Annotated in this window: 21 protein-coding genes and 2 tRNA genes; 12 read left to right on the forward strand and 11 right to left on the reverse strand. The window is 64.6% G+C overall.

The genetic code is table 11. The features are described from left to right. The first annotated feature begins 23 nt into the window (after window positions 1-23). Entirely contained in the window at window positions 24-1,475 is a 1,452-nt protein-coding gene (locus tag Q9293_RS04150; protein ID WP_306250333.1) for an aminopeptidase P family protein, read from the forward strand. Between the two features lie 15 nt (window positions 1,476-1,490). On the opposite strand, the gene Q9293_RS04155 is transcribed toward Q9293_RS04150, so the two are convergent. Together Q9293_RS04155 and Q9293_RS04160 are read right to left on the reverse strand one after the other, a co-directional pair. After that, window positions 1,491-2,033: a hypothetical protein gene (locus Q9293_RS04155; RefSeq protein WP_306250335.1), complete on the reverse strand. Its 543-nt coding sequence runs from the start codon at window positions 2,031-2,033 to the stop codon at window positions 1,491-1,493. A 1-nt stretch (window position 2,034) separates the two neighbouring features. Next, on the reverse strand, window positions 2,035-2,565 hold the full coding sequence (locus Q9293_RS04160; protein ID WP_306250337.1) for an HAD family hydrolase: 531 nt from the start codon (window positions 2,563-2,565) through the stop codon (window positions 2,035-2,037). A gap of 189 nt (window positions 2,566-2,754) precedes the next feature. Here Q9293_RS04160 and Q9293_RS04165 point away from each other — a divergent pair, with 189 nt between their 5' ends. The 11 genes from Q9293_RS04165 (at window position 2,755) to cydB (ending at window position 15,773) form a co-directional block, all read left to right on the forward strand. Further along, on the forward strand, window positions 2,755-3,084 hold the full coding sequence (locus tag Q9293_RS04165; protein ID WP_306250339.1) for a helix-turn-helix transcriptional regulator: 330 nt from the start codon (window positions 2,755-2,757) through the stop codon (window positions 3,082-3,084). 67 nt (window positions 3,085-3,151) lie between these two features. After that, complete coding sequence (locus tag Q9293_RS04170) at window positions 3,152-4,426, forward strand: TolC family protein (protein ID WP_306250341.1); 1,275 nt, start codon at window positions 3,152-3,154, stop codon at window positions 4,424-4,426. Continuing rightward, entirely contained in the window at window positions 4,423-5,463 is a 1,041-nt protein-coding gene (locus Q9293_RS04175; RefSeq protein ID WP_306250342.1) for an efflux RND transporter periplasmic adaptor subunit, read from the forward strand. Before Q9293_RS04170 ends, Q9293_RS04175 begins: the two co-directional genes overlap by 4 nt. Then, on the forward strand, window positions 5,453-8,773 hold the full coding sequence (locus tag Q9293_RS04180; protein ID WP_306250344.1) for an efflux RND transporter permease subunit: 3,321 nt from the start codon (window positions 5,453-5,455) through the stop codon (window positions 8,771-8,773). Before Q9293_RS04175 ends, Q9293_RS04180 begins: the two co-directional genes overlap by 11 nt. A gap of 3 nt (window positions 8,774-8,776) precedes the next feature. Continuing rightward, a complete protein-coding gene (locus Q9293_RS04185) occupies window positions 8,777-8,989 on the forward strand; it encodes a DUF2892 domain-containing protein (protein WP_306250346.1) in 213 nt (70 codons plus the stop codon). Window positions 8,990-8,994: 5 nt separating this feature from the next. Continuing rightward, window positions 8,995-9,159 carry a DUF6132 family protein gene (locus Q9293_RS04190; protein WP_306250348.1) on the forward strand — a complete coding sequence of 55 codons (165 nt, stop codon included), beginning with the start codon at window positions 8,995-8,997 and terminating at the stop codon, window positions 9,157-9,159. Continuing rightward, window positions 9,141-9,527: a rhodanese-like domain-containing protein gene (locus Q9293_RS04195; protein ID WP_306250350.1), complete on the forward strand. Its 387-nt coding sequence runs from the start codon at window positions 9,141-9,143 to the stop codon at window positions 9,525-9,527. The genes Q9293_RS04190 and Q9293_RS04195 overlap by 19 nt, the downstream gene beginning before the upstream one ends. Further along, window positions 9,514-9,930, forward strand: coding sequence for an OsmC family protein (locus Q9293_RS04200; protein ID WP_306250352.1), 417 nt, complete (start codon window positions 9,514-9,516; stop codon window positions 9,928-9,930). The genes Q9293_RS04195 and Q9293_RS04200 overlap by 14 nt, the downstream gene beginning before the upstream one ends. A 369-nt stretch (window positions 9,931-10,299) precedes the next feature. Beyond that, entirely contained in the window at window positions 10,300-13,146 is a 2,847-nt protein-coding gene (locus Q9293_RS04205) for a TonB-dependent receptor (RefSeq protein WP_306250353.1), read from the forward strand. A gap of 242 nt (window positions 13,147-13,388) precedes the next feature. Continuing rightward, on the forward strand, window positions 13,389-14,717 hold the full coding sequence (locus tag Q9293_RS04210; protein WP_306250355.1) for a cytochrome ubiquinol oxidase subunit I: 1,329 nt from the start codon (window positions 13,389-13,391) through the stop codon (window positions 14,715-14,717). A gap of 9 nt (window positions 14,718-14,726) precedes the next feature. Continuing rightward, window positions 14,727-15,773: a cytochrome d ubiquinol oxidase subunit II gene (gene cydB, locus Q9293_RS04215; RefSeq protein WP_306250357.1), complete on the forward strand. Its 1,047-nt coding sequence runs from the start codon at window positions 14,727-14,729 to the stop codon at window positions 15,771-15,773. Between the two features lie 157 nt (window positions 15,774-15,930). On the opposite strand, the gene Q9293_RS04220 is transcribed toward cydB, so the two are convergent. From Q9293_RS04220 to Q9293_RS04260, 9 genes are all read right to left on the reverse strand, one after another. Further along, window positions 15,931-16,584 carry a YdcF family protein gene (locus Q9293_RS04220; RefSeq protein WP_306250359.1) on the reverse strand — a complete coding sequence of 218 codons (654 nt, stop codon included), beginning with the start codon at window positions 16,582-16,584 and terminating at the stop codon, window positions 15,931-15,933. After that, window positions 16,577-17,242 (reverse strand): (d)CMP kinase, encoded by a 666-nt coding sequence (gene cmk, locus Q9293_RS04225; RefSeq protein WP_306250361.1) that lies wholly within the window; start codon window positions 17,240-17,242, stop codon window positions 16,577-16,579. Before cmk ends, Q9293_RS04220 begins: the two co-directional genes overlap by 8 nt. A gap of 35 nt (window positions 17,243-17,277) precedes the next feature. After that, complete coding sequence (locus Q9293_RS04230) at window positions 17,278-18,729, reverse strand: NapC/NirT family cytochrome c (protein WP_306250363.1); 1,452 nt, start codon at window positions 18,727-18,729, stop codon at window positions 17,278-17,280. Window positions 18,730-18,910: 181 nt separating this feature from the next. Continuing rightward, window positions 18,911-20,455 (reverse strand): ATP-dependent DNA helicase RecQ, encoded by a 1,545-nt coding sequence (locus Q9293_RS04235; protein ID WP_306250366.1) that lies wholly within the window; start codon window positions 20,453-20,455, stop codon window positions 18,911-18,913. Window positions 20,456-20,719: 264 nt separating this feature from the next. Beyond that, on the reverse strand, window positions 20,720-21,847 hold the full coding sequence (gene hisC / locus Q9293_RS04240; protein WP_306250368.1) for a histidinol-phosphate transaminase: 1,128 nt from the start codon (window positions 21,845-21,847) through the stop codon (window positions 20,720-20,722). After that, window positions 21,847-22,443 (reverse strand): ATP-dependent Clp endopeptidase proteolytic subunit ClpP, encoded by a 597-nt coding sequence (gene clpP / locus Q9293_RS04245; protein ID WP_306250370.1) that lies wholly within the window; start codon window positions 22,441-22,443, stop codon window positions 21,847-21,849. Before clpP ends, hisC begins: the two co-directional genes overlap by 1 nt. Window positions 22,444-22,516: 73 nt before the next feature. Beyond that, window positions 22,517-24,133 carry a trigger factor gene (gene tig, locus Q9293_RS04250; RefSeq protein ID WP_306250372.1) on the reverse strand — a complete coding sequence of 539 codons (1,617 nt, stop codon included), beginning with the start codon at window positions 24,131-24,133 and terminating at the stop codon, window positions 22,517-22,519. A gap of 83 nt (window positions 24,134-24,216) precedes the next feature. Beyond that, a tRNA-Leu gene (locus Q9293_RS04255) sits at window positions 24,217-24,301 on the reverse strand. A gap of 21 nt (window positions 24,302-24,322) precedes the next feature. After that, a tRNA-Arg gene (locus Q9293_RS04260) sits at window positions 24,323-24,399 on the reverse strand.

Genomic DNA, 24,399 nt, shown 5'->3' on the forward strand with positions numbered 1-24,399 from the left:
TGGTTCCACCCATCGGAGCCCCCATGCGCTGTCTGACCGCTGCCCTTTCCATGGTGTCGCTGCTTGGATCGCTACCTGGATCCATGCTTCTCGCCCAGACGCCGCAGGCACCCATGGCCCATCATGGCCTGCGCCTGCCCGACGCGTTCTTCGCGGGCAACCGGGCGGCGCTGCTGGCCAAGGCCAAGGCCATGGGGCCCGGCACCCTGGTGGTCGCCAAATCCATGCCCACCCAGCCCAGTTCCGGGGACGGCGAGCATCCCTACCGGCAGGATTCGGACTTCTACTACCTCACCGGGGTGGAGGAGGAACATGCCGTGGCCCTGCTGGACGCGGACAAGGGCACCTACACCCTGCTGGTGCAGGCCCGCGATCCCCGCCGCGAAACCTACACCGGGACACGGCTGGGCGTGGCCGGGGCCAAGGCCAAGGGTGCCGACGAGGCGGTGGAGTACCCCGCCGCCGAAAAAACGCTGAATGAAGCCCTGCAGCGGGCCAAGCGCGTGGTCTTCATCAACAACTTCGACGACGCCTTCCGCCTCAAGGTGCTGGATGCGGTCTATCCAAAGGGCACGGTGGGCTGGAAGGTCGATTACGAAAAGATCCTGGTGGATGGACGCCCCATCGTCGGGGAGATGCGGGTCATCAAGCAGCCCATGGAAGTGCAGATGATCCAGCGGGCGGTGGATGCCAGCATCGAGGGGCACCTTGCGGCCATGCGAGGCAGTGCCACTTTCACCAACGAGGGTCAGGTGGCGGCGGCTCTCGAAGGCACGGTGCGGGCGCTCGGGGCGCGGTTCCTCTCCTACCAGACCATCGCCGGGGCGGGTGGCAATGGCTGCGTGCTGCACTACCCCTTCAACGACCAGCCCATCACGCCGGGTTCGCTCATCCTCATGGATGCCAGCGGCGAAATTGGCTTCTACACCTCGGACATCACCCGCACCTGGCCCGCCAACGGCACCTTCACGGGGGAACAACGCGCCCTTTACGACATCGTGCTCAAGGCCCAGGAAGCCGGTATCCAGGAACTGCGCCCGGGCCGCCCCCACGGCGCCAGCATGCGCGCGGCGGCGCGGGTCATCAGCGATGGTCTGGTGGACCTGGGCCTCATCCAGGGCGACAAGGAGGAGGCCTTCAAGCGAGGGGACTGGAACAAGTTTCTGCCCCACGGGGTGAGCCACTACCTGGGCCTCGACGTGCATGATGCGGGCAGCTACGGGCCGGCGGACACCTTCCACCGGCATGCGGGCACCCGGGCCCTGGCGGCGGGCATGGTGCTCACCATGGAGCCTGGCATCTACATCCCGAAGGGGATGGAAGGCGTCGCGGCCAAGTGGCAGGGCATCGGCATCCGCATCGAGGATGTGATTCTCGTGACCGCCAATGAACCATGCAACCTGAGCGCCCGTCTGCCCCGGCGGGCAGAGGATCTGGAGGCCCTCGTTCGCGGTGGGGCCAAACGCCTCAAGTAAATTTGCCTGTTTGGCCTAAAACTTCATGGTGGCGCCGACCATGAGGCCCGTCGCTGTGAGGGTTGAGTTGATGGGGCTCCAGAAGCCGCGGACTTCCACCCCGAGCCGGGGGGAGACCTGGTAACCCAGGCCGCCGTTCACGCCCAGCCGTGTGGCGTTGATGGTTGAAGGGGTGTCGCCGGTGGCGACGATGTGCCACTGCTGCCCGCCCGCGGCGCCCACGAGGTAGGCTCCGTGCTCCGGATCACCACCGGGATACCAGAGCCCTTCCAGCATGAAGTCGATGGAGGCCACCCGGGTCTTGGTGCCTGTGAGGCCAAGGGTGTCGCCCTTGGGGATGTATTGGAAGCCGATCAGCGGGCGCAGCAGGAGCCCATCGCTGATTGGGAAGGCCACGAAAACAGCACCGCCGAGGCCGATCTGGTTGTTGGTCAGGGTGTTCAGGTCTCCCATGGGCGCCACCGCGTGGGCCCTCGCTCCGATGGTGGCATCCTGAGCGGCCAGGGGCAGGGCCAGGGTGGAGGCCAGAGCAAGCAGCAGAGCGGGAAAGGGTTTCATGTCAAACCTCGTAGCTGGCCACGATGTCGGCCCAGCGCCCCTGGGCCTTGAGGATGCGCTCGGCCACAGCGCGCAGCAGGCCATGGCCGCCTGGAAGATCGGACACCCAGTGGCAGGCGGCTTTCACTTCCGGCACGGCGTCAGCGGGACAGCAGGCCAAGCCCACCCGGCGCAGCAAGGGCAGGTCCGGCAGGTCGTCACCCAGGTGCGCGATCTGATCGTAGGCCAGGCCGTACTTGGCGCAGAGCTGATCCAGCACGGGCTTCTTGGCCAGATGTCCGGCGAAACAATCCTCCACGCCCAGATCCTGGGCCCGGTGCTCCGTGGCCTTGGAGGCCAGGCCGGAGATGAAGGCCACAGGGATGCCCGACCGCTGCAGCCACTTGATGGCCGCGCCATCCCGCACGTGGAAGGCCTTGTCGTTGCCCGGGACGGCCCCGTACTGCAGGGCACCCGTGGTGAGCACGCCATCGATGTCGGTGCACAACAGGCGGATCTTGGTGGCGCGCAAATCCAGGTCGTCCACGGGCATCTCCAGCACCAGCCTAGCAAATCCAAGCGCCGGTGGAGGAGGCCTTCGTGCTCTCGTTTTTGGGGTGAAGCGGGGCAGAAGTTACGTGGTCCGATGAACAGATGGGTATAGAGTTTTTTTGAGAGAAATGCTGTCTGGGGATTGACAAAGCTAAAAACTGAATGACTATAGTCGCATGGAGTTTTGAACGTGAATCACCAGCTCAGCAATCCCATGATCGACGAAGTGAGCGGCCTTTTCAGCGCGCTGGGGGACGCCTCTCGGCTGAAGATCCTGCGCTCGCTGCTGGATTCCAAGATTCCCCTTAGCCAGGGCGGGGTCGCCGAGGCGGCGGGTCTCTCCCAGGCCAATGCGTCCAAGCATCTGGCCTGCCTCGTGCGGGTGGGCCTGGTGGCGCGGGAGCCCGAGGGCAACGCCGTCTACTTCACCCCCGTGATGCCCCTGGTGGGCGAACTGTGCGACCTCGTGTGCGGCCACGTCAGTGACCGGGCGCGGAGCACCTACAAGGCTCTGAAATGATCAGGGCCTTGGCCCTTTTTTTGGTTTGGAGTATTCCTTTATGAGTATTAAACGAAGTTTTCCTTGGATGTTGCTCGGTGTTGGCCTTCTGGCTCAGGAGCCGCTGACGGTGGCCGAGGCCATCCGCCGCGCATGGACGGACCAGGCGGGCCTCCGGGCCGGTCAGGCCCTGGTGGAGGCCCGCGAGGTCGATGCGGAGGCCCTCCGCGACCTCCGCTTGCCCAGCCTCACCCTGAGCGCCAACGGGGTGCGCACCAACGAGCCCATGCAGGCCTTCGGCATCAAGCTGAACCAGGCTCGCATCGCCTCCTCGGATTTCAATCCCACCTCCCTGAACCATCCCGATCCCATCAGCGCCTTTGGCGGCTCTTTCGTGGTGCAGCAGCCCCTTTACGCGGGTGGCCGCATCAGCTCGGCCCGCAGGGCTGGCGCCTTCATGGCGCAAGCTGAGCAGGCCAGCCAGGAACGCCGGAAGCAGGAGACTGCCCAGCAGGTGGTGGAGGCTTATTTCGGCGCTCAGGCGGCGGAGCAGGCTTTGCTCTGGGCGGAGGAAACCCTCGCCTGGGTGCGGGGCATGGAGGCCTTTGTCGATGCCCGCGTGGCCCAGGGCCTGATGCTGGAAGCGGAAGCCCAGCGCCTGAAGGCCGCCCATGCCCAGGTGGAGGCCCAGCGGGTCGAGGCTCAGGCCCGGGTGCGCAACGCCCGCTCCGGCTTGGGCCTGCTGACGGGGAAGGGGCCCTTTCAAGGCGGCTTCGCCACGCCACTGGATTTGGTGCTTCCCGAAGCGGTGATGGGTTCGAATCGCGCGGATCTTGTGGCCGCGAGCTTCCAGGCCCAAGCCGCCCAGGAGCAGGCCAAGGCCGCCTCGGGGAGTCTGCTGCCCGAGGTGGGGCTTGAGCTGGGCGTCGGCACGCTGCACCAGTCCTGGTCCGATAAGGGCAACTGGAGCTGGGCGGCGGTGGGCGTGAAGTGGCGGGTCTTTTCGGCACCGGACCGCTCCAAGGCCCATGCGGCCCGCGCCCAGGCTCGGGCGGCGGAAGAGACCAGGACCTTCAAACAGCAGCAAGCCGAGCACGAAACCCGTGTGGCCCGCGAAAACATGTCGGCTGCCGAAGCCCGAGTGGTGGCGGCCCGCCAAGCCCTGGCCGCGGCAGAAGAATCGAAGCGGCTCCGCGAGGCCCGGCACCGGGAAGGGCTGACGCCCCTGACGGAAGTGCTGGACGCCGAAGCCGTCCGCCAAGGCGCCCGCGCCCTCCTGCTGCAAAGCCTCTATGACCTGCGAACCAGCCGGGCGGCCCTGGATCTGGCCACCGGCGCCCCCATCGAAGGAGTGACACCATGATGTTGAATCGGAAGGCTGCGGGCGTCCTCGCCCTTTCCACGCTGTTGCTCGGAGCCCTCGCCTGCGGGCGCCGGGAGTACCACTCCGAGATCAAGGACCTGCCCAAGGTGGCCGTCACCCTGGTGGCGGGCAGCTCTTCAGAGAGCGGCAATTGGTTGGCCGCCACCCTGCAAGCCACTCGCACAGCGAACCTGTCGACCCGCGTGGGCACCCAGGTGAAGCGGGTGTTGGCGCAGGAGGGCCAGCGTGTGGCCGCGGGCAGCCTGCTGCTCGTGCTGGGCGATGAGGACCTGCAGGCTCAGCTCAGGGCTGCGGAAACCGGCCTGGCCACGGTGGAAGCCCAGCATCGACGCATGACGGCACTCTTCGCGCAGAAGGCCGCGACCACCGCCGAAGTGGAGCAGACCCAGGCCCAGCTGGCCCAGGCTCAGGCGGGCGTCGCCTCCCTCAAGGCCAACATCGCCTACACCCAGATCCGCGCGCCATTCGCAGGCGTGGTGCAGGCCCGCAAGGTCAACGAAGGTGACTTCGTGGGCCCCGGCATGCCCTTGATCGAACTGGTGGGTGAAGGCGAGCAGGAGTGGGTGGCTACCTTCTCTGAAGCTGAAGGGCGCTTGTTGAAGGCTGGCCAGAAGATCCGGTTTGAATCCGAAGGCACTGCCGGCGAGGCCCAGGTGACCGCGTTATCTCCCGGTGGCGACGCCTTCAGCCACAAGGGCACCCTACGCGCCCGGGTGCTGAAGCCCAAGGACCTGCGCCAGGGCGCCTTCGGCCGCCTTCTGCTGTCTGGCGCCAAATCAGAAGACCTGATGGTGCCCCGCAGCGCCCTGGTGCTGCGCGGCGAACTCACCGGCGTGTTCCTGGCCAAGGAAGGGCGGACAGAGTTGCGCTGGATCACCCTCGGCGAAGGAAGTGGCAACAGCCTGCCTGTGCGTTCGGGGCTGAAGGCCGAAGACCGCGTGATTGATCGGCCGGGAAGTCTCCAGGATGGCCAACCCATCGACATCAAGCAAGGTGGGGTGAGCCATGTCCACTGAGAGGTCAAGCAGGAGCGCCGGTGAGTCCAGGATCGGCTTGGCGGGGCGGCTCGCCAAGGGCTTCCTTCGCAGCAAGCTGACGCCGCTGCTGGTGCTGGCCTCCCTGATGCTGGGCCTTCTGGCCGTGTGGCTCACCCCGCGCGAGGAAGAACCCCAGATCGTCGTTCCCATGGTGGACTTGTACGTGCCCTATCCGGGCGCCAGTCCCAAGGAAGTGGAAAGCCAGGTCACCACGCCGCTGGAGCGGCGCCTGTGGGGCATCCCCGGCGTGGAATACCTCTACAGCATGAGTCGTCCCGGCATGGCGCTCATCACCGTGCGCTTCAAGGTGAACGAGCCGCAGGAGCCCAGCCTGGTGAAGCTGCACCAGGAATTGGCAGCCCATCCGGAACTCCTGCCTGCCGGGGCCATGAAGCCCATTGTGAAGCTGCAGACCATCGACGATGTGCCCTTCCTGGTGCTCACCCTCCACGGCAAGGATCAAACTCCCGGCCAGCTGCGCAAAGTGGCCGAGGTGCTTGGACAGGAGTTGTCCACCGTGCCGAGCACGGCGCAGGTGAAGGTGCTGGGCGGGGCCCGCCGCATGGTGCGGGTGGAGCCCGATCCGGACCGCATGCGTTCCCTGGGCTTCTCGCTGGGGGAACTCCAGCCCGCCCTGCAATCCGCCGAGGCGCAGCTGCCCGCTGGCGCCCTGGTGGACCGGGGCCGACGCACGGAGGTAGAGGCCGCGGGCTTCATCCTGCAGGCCGCGGAACTGAACCGCCTGGTGGTGGGGGTGCGCAACCAGCGGCCCATCTACCTGGCTGACGTGGCCAAGGTGGTGGATGGCCCCGACCCCGAGCCGCCGGTCACGCTCTTCGCGGGGCGCGGCACCCAGGGCTTTGAGACCGCCGTCAGCGTCACGCTCTCCAAGCGGGCCGGCACCAATGCCACGGCCTTGGCCGAACAGGTGCTGGCCAAGGTGGAGGCGCTGAAAGGCGGGCTCATCCCCCGCGACCTCACGCTCACCGTGACGCGCAATTACGGCGAGACGGCAGGCGACAAATCCAACGAACTGATCGAGCACCTGCTCATCGCCACGCTGAGCGTGATCGCGCTCATCCTGCTGGCCATGGGTTGGCGCAGCGCCGTGGTGGTGGGCATCGCCGTGCCCGTGACGCTGGCCCTCACGCTGCTCATCACCTATCTGTTTGGCTACACGCTGAACCGGGTGACGCTCTTCGCCATCATCTTCTCCATCGGCATCCTGGTGGACGACGCCATCGTGGTGGTGGAGAACATCCACCGGCACATGCAGATGCCGGGCCAGCGGAAATCCTTCGCGGCCATGGTGGTGGAGGCCGTGGATGAGGTGGGCAACCCCACCATCCTGGCCACCTTCGCGGTCATCGCCGCCATCCTGCCCATGGCCTTCGTGCGCGGGCTCATGGGCCCCTACATGCGGCCCATCCCCGTGGGGGCCAGCCTGGCCATGTTGTTCAGCCTGGTCATCGCCTTCGTCATCAGCCCCTGGGCGAGCCTGATCGTCTTTAAAAAAGAAGCCCATCTTCCGGAGGTGGATGACAGCGGCCTGCACCCGGCCACACCCGAGAATGCCGCCGCGGAGCCTGTCCACGACTGGCCCCACAAGAACCCTGAAGTGGCGCCGGATAGCCGCATGACCGCCCTCTACCGCAAGGTCATGCACGCCCTGTTGACCCGCGCCTCGGTGCGCTGGGCCTTCTTCGGCGGGGTGGTTGCCCTGTTGCTGGGAGCCATGTCGCTGGTGGGCTTCGGCGTGGTGAAGGTGAAGATGCTGCCCTTCGACAACAAGTCGGAGTTCATGGTGCAGCTCGATCTGCCCGCGGGAACGCCACGGGAAGATGCCCTGGCGGTTGGTCAGGATCTCGCACGGCGCCTGCTGAAGGAGGACACAGTCAAGGATGTGCAGGTCTACGCCGGGGAGGCCGCGCCCTTCACCTTTGTGGGCATGGTGCGCCACAGCTTCCTCCGCAAGGAGGCAGAGATGGTGGACCTCCAGGTGAACCTCGTGCCCAAGGGAGACCGCAAGGAACAAAGCCACGCCATCGTGGTGCGCCTGCGGCCCGAGTTGGAGAAGCTTGCGAAGCCTGCCGGGGCCAGAATGAAACTGGTGGAAATTCCGCCCGGCCCGCCGGTCATGGATACCATCGTGGCGGAAATCTACGGGCCCACCGATACGGAGCGCATCCGTTTATCGAAGGAAGTGCTGTGTGCCTTCCAGCAGGTGGAGGGCATCGTGGACGTGGATTCCACCCTCAATGCCACTGGTCCCAAGATCAGCCTGGTGCTGGACCGCGAGAAGGCGGCCCTGCACGGTGTGGCGCCCACCCATGTCATTCAAACCCTGGCCATGGCAGGCTACGGCCATCAGGCAGGCGCGTTTCATGTGTTGCGCGGCTCCAGCCAGGTACCGGTGGTGATCCAACTCGCGTCAGGCAAGCGTCAGAACCTCGAGCAGCTGCTCCAGCTCACGGTGCCTGGGGCCCGGGGGCAGGTGCCGGTGCGGGAACTGGTGGCAGTGAAGGAGGGCGTCGAAGATTCCGCCATCCACCACAAGAACCTCATGCCGGTGGTCTATGTGTTTTCTGACCTCGCTGGGGCCATCGAAAGCCCGGTGTACGCCCTGGCCGCGCTCAACAAGAAGATCGACGCCATGAAGGGCACCGCAGGCGCCGCCGTGCCCCGGCTGGGGTTGGCCCACCCCGAAAACACTGAATCGCTCTCCCTCAAGTGGGATGGGGAGTGGCACATCACCCTCGAAGTCTTCCGCGACCTCGGCATGGCCTTCGCGGCGGTGTTGGTGCTCATCTTCGTGCTGGTGGTGGGCTGGTTCGAGAGCTTCGAGATCCCGTGGGTGATCCTGGTGCCCATTCCGCTTTCGCTCATTGGCATCATTCCCGCCCATGGGCTGATGGGAGCCTTCTTCACGGCCACCAGCATGATCGGCTTCATCGCCGGGGCCGGCATCATCGTCCGCAACAGCATCATCCTGGTGGACTTCATCGAACTGAAGCTGAAGGAGGGCATGTCGCTCGAAGCGGCGGTGGAGGAAGCGGGCGTGGTGCGCTTCCGCCCCATGCTCCTCACGGCCTCCGCCGTGTTGGTGGGCAGCGCCGTCATGCTGGCCGACCCCATTTTCCAAGGGCTGGCCATCAGCCTCATGGCGGGTGAAGTGGCCGCCACCCTGCTTTCGCGCATGGCCGTGCCAGTTCTGTATTACCTCGTGGCCCGCCGGGGCCACGCGGCCAACCTGCAACGCCAAGCGGCTGTTTCCCTCACTGAGGAGTGACCTATGACCGTCGACCGCATCGTCCACACCATCGCGGGAAGTTTCATCCTGGCGAGCCTCGCCTTGGCGAAGCTGCACCACCCCAACTGGCTCTGGTTCACCGCCTTCGTGGGCGCGAACCTGCTGCAGAGCGGCCTCACCAACTGGTGCCTGATGTCGTCCATCCTGCGCAAACTGGGGGTTCCCGTGGGTGGCCCCGTGGGGGGTTCACGGTGAAGCCGATGCTGATCCGTATCGCCCTGGGGCTGGTGATGGGAGGTGCGTTGGGCTACGGGTGGCACCGCCTGGTGGGCTGCAGCACAGGTGCCTGTCCGCTCACAGCCACGCCGCTGCGGGGCATCAGTTATGGTGCTTTCATGGGAGTGATATGGGCCTGCATGCGCTGAGTGAATACTGGATCTACCTGCTGCCCCTGGCAGCACTGGGCTACTTCTGGTGGAGCCGCCGTTCGGCTTCTCCGGCCGACGTGAAGGCCCTGCTCGAACGGGGTGCCGTGATCGTGGATGTGCGCACCAAAGGCGAGTTCCAGGCCCAAGCACATCCCCGGGCCCTCAACATCCCCCTCGATCAGTTGGAAAGCCGACTGAAGGAACTGGACCGCTCGAAGCCGGTGCTCTGCTGCTGTGAATCCGGGGCCCGCAGCGGCTCCGCCGTGGCCCTTCTGAAACGCGCGGGGTTCACCGCGGTGGCCAACTTGGGTTCCTGGCGCCGCATCGCTTCCCTTCTTCCTCGAGGTGATCATGACGGCCACTAGCACCGTTTCCTGGGATTCAGGCTTGGCCTTTCAGGCAGAGCAGGATGGGCATCGGTTCATGCTGGATGCCAGTGCCGAGGCCGATGGCCGGAATCTGGGACCGCGCCCCAAGGCCCTGCTGTTATCCGCTCTGGGTGCCTGCACGGGCATCGATGTGGTGAGCATCCTTGAGAAGATGCGCGTGAAACTGGATGGCCTGCAGGTGCAGGTGAGCGCGGAGATGCGCGAGGAGCATCCCCGCATCTATACCGGCATCCATGTGCGCTATGTCTTCCGGGGCAGGGATCTCCCCATGGACAAGCTGGAGAGGGCCGTGCAGCTGTCAGAAGACACCTACTGCGGCGTCTCGGCCATGCTGCGGCCCGCGGTGCCCATCACCTCGGAGATCGTGGTTGAAGGCTGAGTGACCCCAACTGGCGGATAGGCTATCGCCGCTGCCAGGGTGAACCTGACATTCCAGGCGGCTGGCATGACCCTAGAACGGGTCGCCCCAGCTCAATGTGGCTCCGCCCCAGGAATCTGGTGCCCTGTTTTGGCAGGACCAGATTGAGGGGTCATGCATCGCATCCCCGATTGTTCAGACCTCTGTTTGGCCTCCTTGAAGGCACGGCAGAGGTCTGAAGGTCTGTCGTCAGAGCGGGTTGCCTCCCCGTGCCCTGGCGGCGGACGGAGATGTGCGGCATCCGACACCTCCGCTCTCGATCTGCCCCCCTTGGATTGAGATCCCTTCCCTTCGGGACGCGCCCCAACGTCCCACCCTTCTGGAGCCGCTATGAATCTCCTACCCCATCGTCTCAGCCGGTTGACGGCCCTTATCGCTCTGGGAAGCGCCGTGCTCTGCGCTCAGGGAACTCAGACCGGAAACATCGCGGGCACCGTCAAGGAAACCGGCACGAACAAGCCCATTGCCGGAGCCCGCGTGGTGTTGACCACGCAGCAGGGCGACCGAGTGACCATCACGAACGCTCAGGGGGCTTTCCGGTTCGCGCTGCTGATACCCGGTCCCGTGACGGTGAAAGCCACGGCCGATGGTTTCATCGGTGCTTCGCTGAATTCTCGTGTTCTCGTGGGCGACACGAACATCACCGATTTCCCGCTGAAACCGATCGGTGCGGCTCAAACCACGGTGGTGGTGGTGGCCTCCGCCAACATCGTGGACAAGACCGACGCCAAGACGGGCCAAACGTTTGCACTGGAGAACATCAACGATCTGCCCATCCAGAACCGCACCGTCAACAACATTGCTTCGCTTGCGCCGGGGGTGAGCGCCGATGCCAACGGCCTGACCATTCGTGGCGCCCAGAGCACCCAGGTGCTCTACCTGGTGGACGGCGCTGATGTGGCCGATCCTGTCACAGGCGGATTCACCGCCCAGCTGAATGAGGACATGCTCTCAGATGTGCAGGTGCTCAGCGGCGGCATCTCGGCGGAGTATGGCCGCTTCACGGGCGGCGTCGTGAATACGGTTACTCGGTCGGGCACCAACGAGTTCTCTGGGGTTCTCCGATTCAGCGTGCTCGACCCTGCTTGGAATGCCTACAATCCGTTGGGGCGGGGCTTGTCTGGATCCACCACCTTCAAGGATGCGCACAGCGTCCAGCAGAACATCGTGATCGCCGGTCCCATCCTCAAGGACCGCCTTTTCTTTGTGGTCGGTTATCGGGCCCAGGCCCCCTTTGCGCGGCTCACGGCGAACCAGACCACGGCTGATCCCGTTTTCGGAGGCGGCCAGCAGTACTACCTGGCCCAGACCGATGATCGCAAGGACATCAAGCTGGACTGGCAGATCAACACAGATCATCGGGTGTTCTGGCAGTACAACAAGACACAGATCGACCAGAGGGGACGAGACTACGGCTTCTTCCTGGGGGGCGGAAGCACCTCCCTGGCCACCCTCAGCAACCAGCCCAATACCTTCTCCTACTACACGCTGGGGTACCAGGGGCAGCTCACCTCGAACATGCTGCTCACCGCGCATTACGGTTACAAGAAGGAAATCCTCGGCGGTCCCGGCGGTGGCGGACAGGGTGGCAAGGCGCCGCTCATGTCGGACAATCAGACAGGCAATATTTTCGACAATGGATTCTTCGGAGCCGATGGCGACTCCCGTCCTATCCAGAACGGCTCCATCAGCCTGCTGAACTACCTCACCGGAGCTGGGGAGCATGAACTGAAGGTGGGCATCGACTGGTACCAGTCAGCTCATGCGGCGGCCAATTCCCAGAGCCCCACCAACACGTTCATCTACTTCAACGGCTTCACCGTGGATCCTGCGGCGGGTGGAAGCACGGCCATTTCCAACCGCATATTTGACATCAACAGCCCCACCACCACCTGGCTTCAGGTGTGGGTCCCGGTATTTGGCGCCAAGACCAAGAACACGATTCAGGCCGCCTATGTGAACGACAAGTGGAAGCTCAATGCCAACTGGAGCTTCAACGTGGGGCTGCGTGCGGACAATTTCAAATCCACCAATGACCTGGGAACCAACAATTTCAACCTCACCACGGTGACGCCGCGCCTCGCCGCCATCTGGGACTTCAAGGGGGATGGCGCCTGGATCGGGCAACTCTCCTATGGGGAATACGCAGGCCAGGTGCTGCAAGGCTCCACAGATGGCTCCTCCGTGGTGGGCAACCCCGCCGAGTACGACTATGTCTATCTGGGCGGCGATCCGCTTCAACGATCGAGTTTCTCTGCCACGCCCTTCAAGGTGGTGGATCCCAACCGTTACCGAGGCTCCTTCTCCATCGACCCGAACCTCAAGATGCCCACCATGCAGGAGGTGTCGATCAGCCTCAAGCATGCGGATGCACAGAACGGCATCTGGAGCCTGGCTTACAGCCGCCGTCGCTGGAAGAACTTCGTTGATGACGCAGTCGATCTCCAGACCCACCCTGTGGATGCCGCCGATCTCATCAAGACCGCGATCAGGAATGACCACACCCTTTGGCGCACCTACCAGAGCCTGGAGCTGCAGTTCCAGCAGCAGATCACGGAGGCCTTCAACTGGGGCGGCAGCGTCACTCTAAGTGAGCTGCGCGGCAACTATGAAGGCGGCCAGGTGGGAACCACCGAGCAGCTGAACAATTTCGGTCCCTTGGCTGGAACCCCTGGGGCTTCGCCGGATGCGCTTTCCCGGGCCCAGCTGGGACCTGATGGCTACCTCATCGCCGATGTGCCCGTTCGGGCCCGCATCACCGCCAACTATCTGGTGCACTTGGGAACCGGCAAACTGAACCTTGGCGCCATCTTCGCCTACACTTCCGGTGCGCCCTACAACAAGAGTGTTCCGACGGCCCCCGTTCCGGCTTCGCTTGCGGTGTTTGGCAGCACCTACACCGAATACTTTGCGCCGCGGGGGGCCTTCCGCTTCCCGGACACCTATCGCATGGACTTGCAGGTGGCGTACGAAGTGCCTGTGTGGAGGAAGGCCGCCTTCTTCACTCAGCTGAACCTCATCAATTTCCCGAACCACCAGCAGCAGCAGACCTGGAACACCACGGCCTCGGTGGTGGGCGGGGCCTGGAGGCCCGGCGCGAACTACGGGCTGGCCCGCACTTCCAACGACTACATTCCAGCCCGCACGGTCCAACTCTCGGCCGGCATCAAGTTCTAGTCATTCCATTCCAGGGATGGAGGGGCAGGGTGGCCCGAGTGGCACCCTGCCCCTCCTCATGCGTTTCCAGGTGCACCCTGGTGAAAGCTGGCCGGATGACCGGCCATTTGACGTAGTGTGAAAACAATGAATAAATGATGCATAAACAAGGCTTGAATTGAAAACATGGGCCCCGGACTGACCGCCCGCGTGGAAAAATAGACAACCGACGTCAGCTATGGGTGTCGGGTTGGGGAGGCACCTTGGGCGATCCACTGTTCTGGCACCGGCTGCAATTCGGCTTCACGGCTACGTATCACTACCTGTTCCCCCAGCTCACCATGGGCTTGGCCTTCATCATCGTGGTGTTGAAGGCCTTGGGCCTGAAGACGGGGGAGGCCCGCTACAACGACGCGGCCCGGTTCTGGATCCGCATCTTCGGCATCAACTTCGCCGTGGGCGTGGTGACGGGCATTCCCCTGGAGTTCCAGTTCGGCACCAACTGGGCGCGCTTCTCGCGGCTTTCCGGCGGCATCATCGGCCAAACGCTGGGCATGGAGGGCATGTTCGCCTTCTTCCTGGAGAGCAGCTTCCTGGGCCTGCTGATCTGGGGCGAGAAGAAGCTGTCGCCCAAGGGGCACTTCGGCGCCGCGGTGGCGCTGTGGCTGGGCAGCTGGCTGTCAGGCTTCTTCATCGTGGCCACCAATGCCTTCATGCAGCATCCCGTGGGCTACACCCTCATGGCCGATGGCACCCTGCAGCTGCAGAGCTTCTCGGCCTTCCTGATGAACCCCTGGGCCCATGTGCAGTACGCCCACACGATGATCGCCTCCGTGGTGACCGGCTCCTTCGTGGTGGCGGCCATCGGTGCGTATTGGACGCTCAAGGGCATCCACCAGGAACAGGCGAAACTGAACCTGCGGGTGGGCACGATCCTGGGCCTCATCTTCAGTGTGCTCGTCGCCTTCCCCACGGGCGACCTGCAGGGTAAGCAGGTGGCCAAGCACCAGCCCGTCACGCTGGCGGCCATGGAGGGCCGCTTCGAGAGCGGGCCCAAAGCCAGCCTCACCCTCATCGGCCAGCCCGATGTGGCGCAGCGGAAGATTGAGAACCCCGTGAAGGTTCCGGCGGTGCTGAGCTTCATCGCCTATGGCACCTTCTCCAGCAATGTGAAGGGCCTGCTCGAATTCCCCGAGGACCAGTGGCCTCAGAACATCGAGCTGCTCTACTACAGCTTCCACATCATGGCCGGCCTGGGCACGCTGATGATCGCGCTGATGGCTCTGGCGGCGCTGCTGCTTTGGAAAGGGAAGCTGGATGGCAACCGGCCCGTGCTCTGGGCGCTGATGCTGGCCTTCCCCTTCCCCTACATCGCCACCACGGCGGGTTGGGCCGTGGCCGAATTTGGTCGCCAGCCCTGGCTCATCTATGGCGTGCTGCGCACGGTACACGGCGCCTCGCCTACGGTGCATGCGGGCCACACGGCCTTCACCACCCTGGGCTTCGCCGGCATCTTCGTGGTGCTGAGCGCCCTGTGGCTCTTCCTCATCGGCCGTGAGATCGCCCACGGCCCCGCTTCCCACCAAGCCTAGGAGATCGCCATGGAAATGCTTTGGTTCTGGCTGGTCTCCGTGATGGTCGCCATCTACGTGGTCATGGATGGCTTTGATTTCGGTGCGGGCATCCTGCACCTCTTTGTGGCGAAGACCAACGAGGAGCGGCGCGAAGTGCTGGGGGCCATCGGCCCCTTCTGGGATGGCAACGAGGTGTGGCTGCTGGCGGGCGGCGGCTCCCTGTTCCTGGCCTTCCCCAAGGTGCTGGCCTCGGGTTTCTCCGGGTTCTACCTGGCCATGTGGCTGGTGGTCTGGTGCCTGATGCTGCGGGGCATCTCCATCGAATTCCGTTCCCACGTGGAAGACAGCCTCTGGCGCGCCTTCTGGGATGGCACCTTCGCCGTGTCCAGCATCCTGCTGCCGGTGCTGTTGGGCGCGGCCCTGGGCAACGTGCTGCGGGGCGTGCCGCTGGACGCCAGCGGCTACTTCGGCATGGCTCTCTGGACGAATTTCCGCATGGGCGCCCAGCCCGGCATCCTCGATTGGTACACGCTGCTGGTGGGCGTGCTGGTGCTGGCCACGGTGGCGGGCCACGGCGCACTGTTTCTTACCTGGAAAACGGAGGGGGCCGTGCATGAACGCTCCCGGAAGCTGGCCGGGCCACTGTGGCTCGCGGTGCTGGTGCTGTGGGTGCTGGCCACCGCCGCCACCTCCACCGTCAACGCTGGCCTCTTTGTGAACTGGCAGAAGGCGCCCCTGGCCTGGCTGGCCACAGCCATCTTTGTCGGTGGGCTGGGCGTGGTGTTCTTTGGATTGCGCCGCGAGAAGCACCTGCTGGCCTTCCTCGGATCCGGCGCCTTCATCGTGGGCATTCTGGCCGCCAGCGCCGCCTGCTCCTACCCCGTGATGCTGAAATCGACCCTCGACCCTGCCTACGACCTCACGGCGCTCAACGCCAGCGTGGGCCAGCACGGCCTCCGCACGGGCCTGGTCTGGTGGTTCATCGGCTTCCCCCTGGCCATCGGCTACCTGACCTTCCTGTTCCGCTTCCACCGCGGCAAGGTGAAGGCGGCGGCGGAAGGCGAGGGCTACTGAGGCGGCCCCTTATACCAAGTTGCGTTCAATCCAATAAAAAGGACTTTCACGACCAAGGCACCAAGAACTACCTGAATAGCGGCTCTGGTTTTTCTTGGTGTCTTGGCGCCTTGGTGGTGCTCCTGATGGTTTGAACTCAAATCCGGATGGATGGTCCTCAGGCAGGCTTGGACATCAGATGTCCAGTGAAGCCCGCCTCCACCAGGGCTTGCCAGGATTCCAGCACCGCTTCCGGCAAGGCGTGAGGCGCCTGGAAGCCAAGGGCCGGGTAGGCCTGGATGCGCTGCACGTCGCCCACCATTTCTTCGATGAGCCCGAGGATGCCCACCACGTTGGAGGTCTCTTCAGGGAACCGGATTTCGGGAGCATCCACGCAGGCGGTGATCTCCTGCCACTGGATGGGAAGAGATAGGGCCACGCGGAGCATGGAGTTGGGCTTCGTGACGAAGGTCGCGCTCTGGAGGTTCGGAAGCAGGGCTCGAGTGAAGCGGAGGTTCTCGCCGAAGTTGGTGGCACGGTCCTCCACCAGGATGGCTTCGGGTGGGATGCCCTGTGCGAGGGCATGATCCCGGAAGATGTGCGACTCGGGCCGGGACCAGAGGTGCCGGGTCCAGGTTCCCGTCTTGCCGGTGAAGACGATGCGGGGCGCCAGCCCTTGGTGGAACAGCGCGCAGGCGTGATCGGCCACGCGGAGGTCGTAGGAGCAGCACACGACGATGGCTTCACAGACCTGCCGTTGCCGACCCGAGGCAAGATACTCCCAAAGGCGGGTGGCGTGGGCGAGGGTCGCGGTTGCGCAGGGCTCAGGCATGGGCGAGGTGCTTCGCCACGATCCAATCCACCACCTGATCCAGGCTCAGGTCGCTGGAATCCAGCTCGGTGGCGTCTTCGGCCTTGCGCAGCGGGGCCACGGCGCGGGTGCTGTCGGCGAGGTCACGGCGTTGGAGATCGGTCAACACCTCGTCGACATCCGCGGGCTGGCCCTTGGCCTCCAGCTCCAGGAAGCGGCGACGGGCCCGGGCCTCGGGGCTGGCGGTGAGGAAGACCTTGCAGCAGGCCTGGGTGAACACCACGGTGCCGATGTCGCGGCCATCCACCACCCAGCCACCGCTTGCACCGATGCGCCGCTGCTGCTCCACGAGCACCTCGCGCACTCGGGCATGGGCGCTGGCGGGCGACACCAGGCGGGTGACCTCCTGGCTGCGGATGGCTTCGCTGATGTCTTCACCGCCGAGGAACATGCGGCCCTGATCTTGAGCAAGGTCCAGCCTGGAAAGCAGGCCTTCCAGGGCGGGGGCATCGTCCAGGGAGATGCCGGCACGCTGGATGGCCAGGGCCACGGCGCGGTACATGGCGCCGGTATCCAGATACTGCCATCCCAGGCGTGCCGCGACCCGCCGGGCGGTGGTGGATTTCCCCACACCCGACGGGCCGTCGATGGCGATCAGTGGAAGGGCGGACGCGGTCATGCCTTCATTCTGGAGTGCCGCGCACCGCCATTCCATCACTTCATGCCGAAGTCCTTGAGGATCTTCGGATCCTTCTCATCCTGGGCCAGGATGGTGTGGCAGGTATCGCAGTCGCCCTTGATGGTGCGGCCATCGGTGGCGGTGTGCATGCCGTCGTGGCAGCGGAAACAGCCCACGGCTTCCTCATGCCCGATGTTGTTGGGATGGGTGCCCCAGGTGATCTTCATTTCGGGGAAGACGTTGCGGAGGTAGATGGCCTTCACCACCTCACCGGCGGTGTCCACGGCCGCGCGCTTCTGCTTGTAGATCTCGGGGTACGTGGTGCGGTAATACTCGGCCAGGTCCACGGGGATCTTGGCGGCGGCGGCCTTTTGATCGGTGTATTCCACCTTCAGCAGTTCCACGGCCTTCTTCTTGATGAAGGGCAGCTCGGCGCTCATGCGCTTGCTGGCCAGGGCCTTGTCTACGGCGCGATCCGGCAGCTGGAAGGCGTGGGTGGGGCGGTTGTGGCAGTCGATGCAATCCATGGCGCGGGTGCTGGCCTTGTCCAGCTTCTCCTTGGGCAGGGTCTTGTAGTCGTCTGACACATATTCGGTGAGCGTGCCGTTCTCCTCGCGGTAGGTGACCTTGGGGATCTCCTGGCGGCGGGGATCGGTGCTCACGTAGGTGATGCGGGACATGGCATCGAGATGTCGGCCATGAATGCCCGTGGTGCCATTGGGCGTGTGGCCGCCGATCTTCAGCAGCAGGATGCTGGTGGTGGCGGTGTTGGCTTCGTCATCCGCGAACTTGGTGCGCACGATGAGCTTGTCGTCGGAGAACTTCTGGGGCCAGTGGCACTGTTCGCAGGTTTCGCGGGCGGGGCGCAGGTGTTCGACGGGGCTGGGAATGGGGCGGGAGAAGGTGCCGAAGGCCACCGCGAAGAGCTGGCGGGTGCCCGAGAGCTTCGCGCGCACCAGGGCCGGAGCGCCATGGCCGATGTGACACTGGGCGCAGCCCACGCGGGAGTGGGGTGAATCCAGGAAGGCCGTGTACTCGGGGCTCATCACCGTGTGGCAGGTGAGGCCGCAGAACTGGTTGGAATCCATGTATTCCACGCCCTTGAGTCCGGCGGTGCCCAGGATGCTCACGTTGATGAAGGTGAGCACGCCCACCACGGTGAGCAGGCGCCGCACACCCGGTTGTTTGAAATCCACGGCCTGCAGGGGCAGGGTGGCTTCACCCGCGGCCTTGCGCTTGCGGCGCTCGCGCAGGATGCCGAAGGGGATGAGCACCAGGCCCACGAGGAACAGGGCAGGCAGGGCGATGAACAGCAGGATGCCCGCGTAGGGATGGATCTGCCGGGGGCTGCTGAGTTCCATGAACCAGAACCAGATGAGCACGAAGGCGGAGCTGGTGGTCAGGGCCGTGCCCGCCAAGGTCATCCAGTTGTTGCCCATCTGGAAAGCCAGCCGGGTCAGATCCCTGACGCGTTCTCCCAAAGTCATGAACCACCTCCAAAATTCGGGGCATACCAAAGGACATCCGAGTGTGAAATGCCTTTGATTACCCTAATTTCCACCCCTGAGTTCCGCAAGACGGCGAAGGGTCACAAGAGCTACTAACTGCTTTGATATCAATCGACGACACTCCGGGTTGTGACAGATGTCCTGACCGAGATTGGGCCCTTCAGTGCCCCTGCTGCCGGAGCAGGTGCAGGAAGGCGTCGCCGTACTGCTGAAGCTTTTTCGGACCGACGCCGCTCAAGGCTAAGAATTCTGCTTCGGTGGCGGGTTGGAACCGGGCCATCTGCTGGAGGGTGGCGTCGCTGAAGATCACGTAGGCAGGTACGCCCTTGGCATCCGCCAGGCGCTTGCGCAGCGCCTTCAGGTCACGGTACAGACCCTCTTCGCCGTCCACGGGCCCCTCGGGCAGCGGGGCTCGGGTTCCCCGCGGCGAGCCCCGCTTGGCCTTGCCGGGTTTTGGGGCTGCTTCCATGGGATCGGCGCCGCTGCAGATGTCGCAGGAGGTGCCGCAGGCAGGCATGCTCTCGCCGAAGTGGGCCAGGAGCGCCTGATGCCGACAGCGCAAGGACTCGGCGAGCCGGAAGAGGTCACGGGTCTGCTTCTGCTGGGCCTGGGCCAGGGTGGCTTCGAGATCTTCAGTAAAGCGGTCGTAGCTGAGCACATCACCCCAGCTGTAGAACATGATGCAGTCGGCATCGGCGCCATCGCGGCCGGCGCGGCCGATCTCCTGGTACCAGCCCTCCACGCTCTTGGGCATGTCGCGGTGGATGACGTAGCGGATGTTGCTCTTGTCGATGCCCATGCCGAAGGCCACCGTGGCCACGATGACATCCACATCGTCGCGCTGGAAGGCTTCCTGCGCCGTGGAGCGCGCGGTGGCATCCATGCCCGCATGGTAGGCGGCAGCCCGCACCCCTTCCCCGGAGAGGAAGGCGGCTGTGGCCTCCACGGCCTTCCGCGACAGGCAGTAGATGATGCCGCTCTCGCCCCGACGCGCCAGCACCAGCCGCAACAGGGCCTCGCGCACCGGCGGAAGTCCTTCGACGCCCTTGCGGTAGGCACTGATGCGCAGGTTGGAGCGGTAGAAGGAGCCCTGCACGTCCAGAGGGTTCTTCATCTCCAGCTGCGCGGCGATGTCGCGGCGCACTTCGGGTGTGGCCGTGGCCGTGAGGGCCAGCACCGGCACTTTGGGGAAGCGCTGCTTGAGGCCAGCCAAGGTGCGGTAGGCGGGGCGGAAATCATGGCCCCAGTGGCTGATGCAGTGAGCCTCGTCCACGGCGATGAGGCGCAGATCCACCTCTCGCAGCAGATCGGCGAGGTAGAGTTCCAGCCCCTCTGGCGCGGCGTAGACCAGTTCCAGTTCCCCATTCTTGAGGGCGCGGATGCGCTCTCGGCGAGCCTCGGCATCGAGGCTGGAGTTGAGGAAGGTGGCTCGGAGGCCCGCTTCGGTGAGGGCATCCACCTGGTCCTTCATGAGCGCGATCAGGGGCGAGACCACCAGTGTCACGCCGCCCAAGAGCCGGGCCGGCAGCTGGTAGGTGAGGGATTTGCCCGCGCCCGTGGGCATGATGCCCACCACGTCGCGGCCCGTCAGCACGGCCTCGATGATCTGGCGCTGGCCGGGACGGAAGGAACCGTAGCCGAAGGTGGCCTTGAGGGCCGACTCCAGGTCTGGATGATTCGCGCTTGAGATGGAAGGATCCACCACGGAGGGGCACGGAGCGCTCCGTGTCCCCTCCGTGCATTCCGTGTCTCCGCGGTGATCCGTTATCTTTTGAGGCTGGCTTGTGTTCGACAGAGTCTCCAATGCTGAGGCCAAAGCCCTGAGCGCAGCGATGGATTCAGCATCAAAGTCTCCGGGATCCACCCGGTAGCGGGCCCGCAACGCCTCCATGCCTTGGCGGCAGGCGGACCGCTCTCCACGCTGGAGGAGATCCTTCAGGAGGCCGATCTCCTCGGTGATTGGCGCCAATCAGCAGCCGCCATCGAGGATGGGCGCTGCCGCAGCCCAGAAGGCATCCATCTCCTCGGGCTTGCCGAAGGTGACACGAATGTGGTTCGGCAGCCCGTAGCCCTGCATGGGACGGACGATGACGCCGCGCTGCAAGAGCTCCTTGAACAGGTCAGCCGCTGGCAGGGCGGTTTCCATGAGCACGAAGTTGCCGCTGGTGCCCGAGAGCTGGCAGCGGTGCTTCGCAGCTTCGAGGCTGAAAGCCAGCCGCGCTTCGGCGTTCTTCTGCCGGGAGAAGGCCTCGAAGGCCAAGTCCTGGACGGAAACCTCGGCCGCTGCCTGGGCCAGATGATTGGTGTTGAAAGGACTGCGCACCCGATCGAGGTAGGCCATCAGCTCTGCAGAACCCAGTCCGTACCCGATGCGCAGACCCGCCAGGGCGTGGATCTTGGAGAAGGTGTGGAGCACCAGCAGATTGGGGCGCTCGTCCAGGTAGGCCGCGGCATCCGGATATTCCGCGGGGTCTTCGTATTCGGCGTAGGCCTGATCCACCACCAGCACGATGTCCTCGCGCAGCTGGCGCACCAGGCGCTCCAGGGCGCTGCGCTCGATGCGGATGCCGGTGGGGTTGTTGGGATGGCCCAGGTAGACCAGGCGGGTGTCTTCAGCCACGGAGCGCAGGATGTCATCCACATCAAGTTCGATGGCGCTGGCGCGGGATTCGATCACCCGGCCTCCTGCGGTCTGGGTGGCGATGCCGTAGATGGCGAAGCTGTGTTTGGGGATGACCGCGCTGCCACCCTCCAGGAAGGCGGCCTTGGCCACCATTTCGAGGATTTCGCTGCTGCCATTGCCCAGGACCACGCGATCCACGGACAGGCCCTTGCGCTCGGCGATGCGCTTGCGGAGGTAGTAGCCGTCGCTGACCGGGTAGAGGCCCAGGCCCTCGAATTCAGAACCGGCGATGACAGAAGCCACGCGGGCCTTCACCGCTTCGGTGGGGCCCCAGGGATTCTCGTTGGAGGCGAGCTTGACGATGCGGCTGAGGCCCAACTCGCGCTGGACTTCCTGGATGGGCTTGCCAGGGACATAGAGGGGAATGCGGGAAAGGCGATCGAAGCCGGTCACGCTGGAAAGCTTGGAATTCATCAGGCGGGCCGCTCCGAAAGCACCTTGTCGACGATGCCGTATTCGAGCGCCTCTTCAGCGCTCATGAAGAAGTCCCGGTCCATGTCCTTGATGACCTTCTTCAAGGGCTGGCCGGTGTGCTTGGCGAAGGTGGCGGCGAGGTTGTCCTTCAGGCGCTGGATCTCCTTGAAGGTGATCTCGATTTCGGTGGCCTGGCCCTGGGCGCCGCCGCTGGGCTGATGGATCATGATGCGGGCGTTGGGCAGGGCGAAGCGCTTGCCCTTGGTGCCCGCGGACAGCAGGTGGGCGCCCATGGAGGCGCACTGGCCGATGCAGTAGGTGACGATGTCGTTCTTCACGAACTGCATGGTGTCGTAGATGGCCAGGCCCGCGGTGACGCTGCCGCCGGGGCTGTTGATGTAGATCTGGATGTCCTTGTCCGGGTCTTCGCTTTCGAGGAACAGCATCTGCGCGACGATGGCGTTGGCCACGCTGTCATCGATGGGCGTGCCCAGGAAGATGATGTTGTCCTTCAGCAGGCGCGAGTAGATGTCGTAGCTGCGCTCACCGCGGGGGGTCTGCTCGATGACGATGGGGGGATAGTAGCTGCTGGGCATGGGCCCTCCGGCTGAATCCATCAGAATAGCAAGAAGGCGCCGTGCGGCGCCTTCTCGATGAAGCGGCGACCGGCTACTTCTTGGCGGCAGTCTTTTTGGCCTTGGGTTTTTCTTCAGCCGGTTCCTCAGCCTTGGTTTCCTTGGCTTTGGCGGCCTTCTTGGGTTTCTCCTCGGCGGGTTCCTCGGCCTTCTTGATCACCTTCTTTTTTGGCTTCGCTTCTTCCGCCGGGGCCTCGTGCTCGTGATCATGGTCGCAGTCAGGGCCGTGGACATGGCCCGCGGGAGCGACAACGGCGGGCTCGCCGCCCTCCTGGCCTTCCAGGTCACCGCCTTCCAGGCCGCCCGCGTCGAAGCGGTTCACGGGGATGCCGGCCTCGCGCTTGCGCTCGAGCTCCACCAGGGCCTCGAAGGCCTCCTTGTCGAGGAGCTCCTCGGTCACCTTGGCGGTGGCGAGCAGGTGGTCGAAGATGCGGTCGGTGCGGAGGCGGCCCTTGATTTCGGTGGTATTGCCGCGCTTCTCCAGCTCGGCCTTGAAGGCCTCGAAGGGTTGCTGGATCTGATGCTCGGCCATGAGGTTGCGGATCTCAACGTCGATGTCGGCCTCGGGCACTTCAATGGATTCGGCGTTGCCAACGGCCTGCAGCAGGTAGCCGCTGCGCACCGCGCGTTCGGCATCGTTGAGGCGGTACTGGCGGTAGGCCTGCCAGTTCACCTTCTTGGGATCCATGCCCTGGCGGCTCACGTGCTGGGCGAACTCCTGGCAGTAGTCGTCCAGCTGCAGGCCCACCATGGAGCGGGGCACTTCGAAGGGCGCGGCCTCCAGGAGGGTGTCGAGCATGGTGGCGTGGAGGCGGGCCACGGCGTCGCGCTCGGCGGCCTCTTCCAGATCCTTGCGGACGGCGGCCTTCAGCGCCTCGAGGTTCTCGAAGGCGCCCATGTCCTTGGCGAAGTCATCGTTCAGCTCGGGCACTTCCTTGCGGCGCAGGTCCTTGACGTGCACTTCGTAGGCGATGGTCTTGCCCGCGAGCACCTTGTTGGCATCATCGGCAGGGTGGGTCAGGGTGAAGGACTTCTTTTCGTCGGCCTTCATGCCCGCCAGTTCGCCATCGAAGGGGCGGGTGGTATCGATTTCCAGCACCTGGTCCTGGTAGGACTGGGCCTTCAGGCCCTGGGGCTTCACGCGGATGTCGCAGGTGACGATGATGCCGGTCGCCACGGCGCCGTCATCCACAGGCAGGAACTTGGTGGCGCGCTGACGCAGGCCTTCGAGGTGTTCCGCCAGGGTGGCTTCGTCAAGGGCGCGCTTCTTCTTGGTGACGACCATGGCCTTGTAGTCCGGCAGCGCCACAACAGGCGCCACGTCGAACTGGGCGCGGAAGACGGCATCGGCGCCTTCCTTCAAATCTAGTTTCTCAAGGGAGGGGTGGGAGATGGGCATGGCGCCCGCTTCCTGGGCGGCCTTCCAGAAATGCCGCTCCACGAGCTGCTGCGCCACATCGGACTGGATCTCCCGGGCGTACTTCTGCAAGAGCACGGGACGGGGAGCCTTGCCCGGGCGGAAGCCGGGAATCCGGACCTTGGGCGCGATCTTCGCCACCACATCGTTGAATGTGGCGCTCACCTCGGCGGCGGGCACCGTCACTTCGACGGCTTTGCGGGTGGCGGACTGGTGGTGGAGGGTGGCGGACATGGATGCTCCGTGATGCGAATGAAATGCCTTGGAATCATTCGGCTTTTTTTAAAACCCCAGAATCGCTGAAGGCGATTCTGGAGTGGTGCGAACGGTCGGACTCGAACCGACACGGTGTGAACCGCTGGAACCTAAATCCAGTGCGTCTACCAGTTCCGCCACGCTCGCAAAGCCGAATTGTCAAACCGGTGGTGCGCCCAGAGCGACTCGAACGCCCGACCCTCAGGTTCGAAGCCTGATGCTCTATCCAGCTGAGCTATGGGCGC

Origin of the sequence: Geothrix sp. PMB-07 (assembly GCF_030758935.1) — a bacterium.
In the GTDB taxonomy this organism is placed as follows: domain Bacteria; phylum Acidobacteriota; class Holophagae; order Holophagales; family Holophagaceae; genus Geothrix.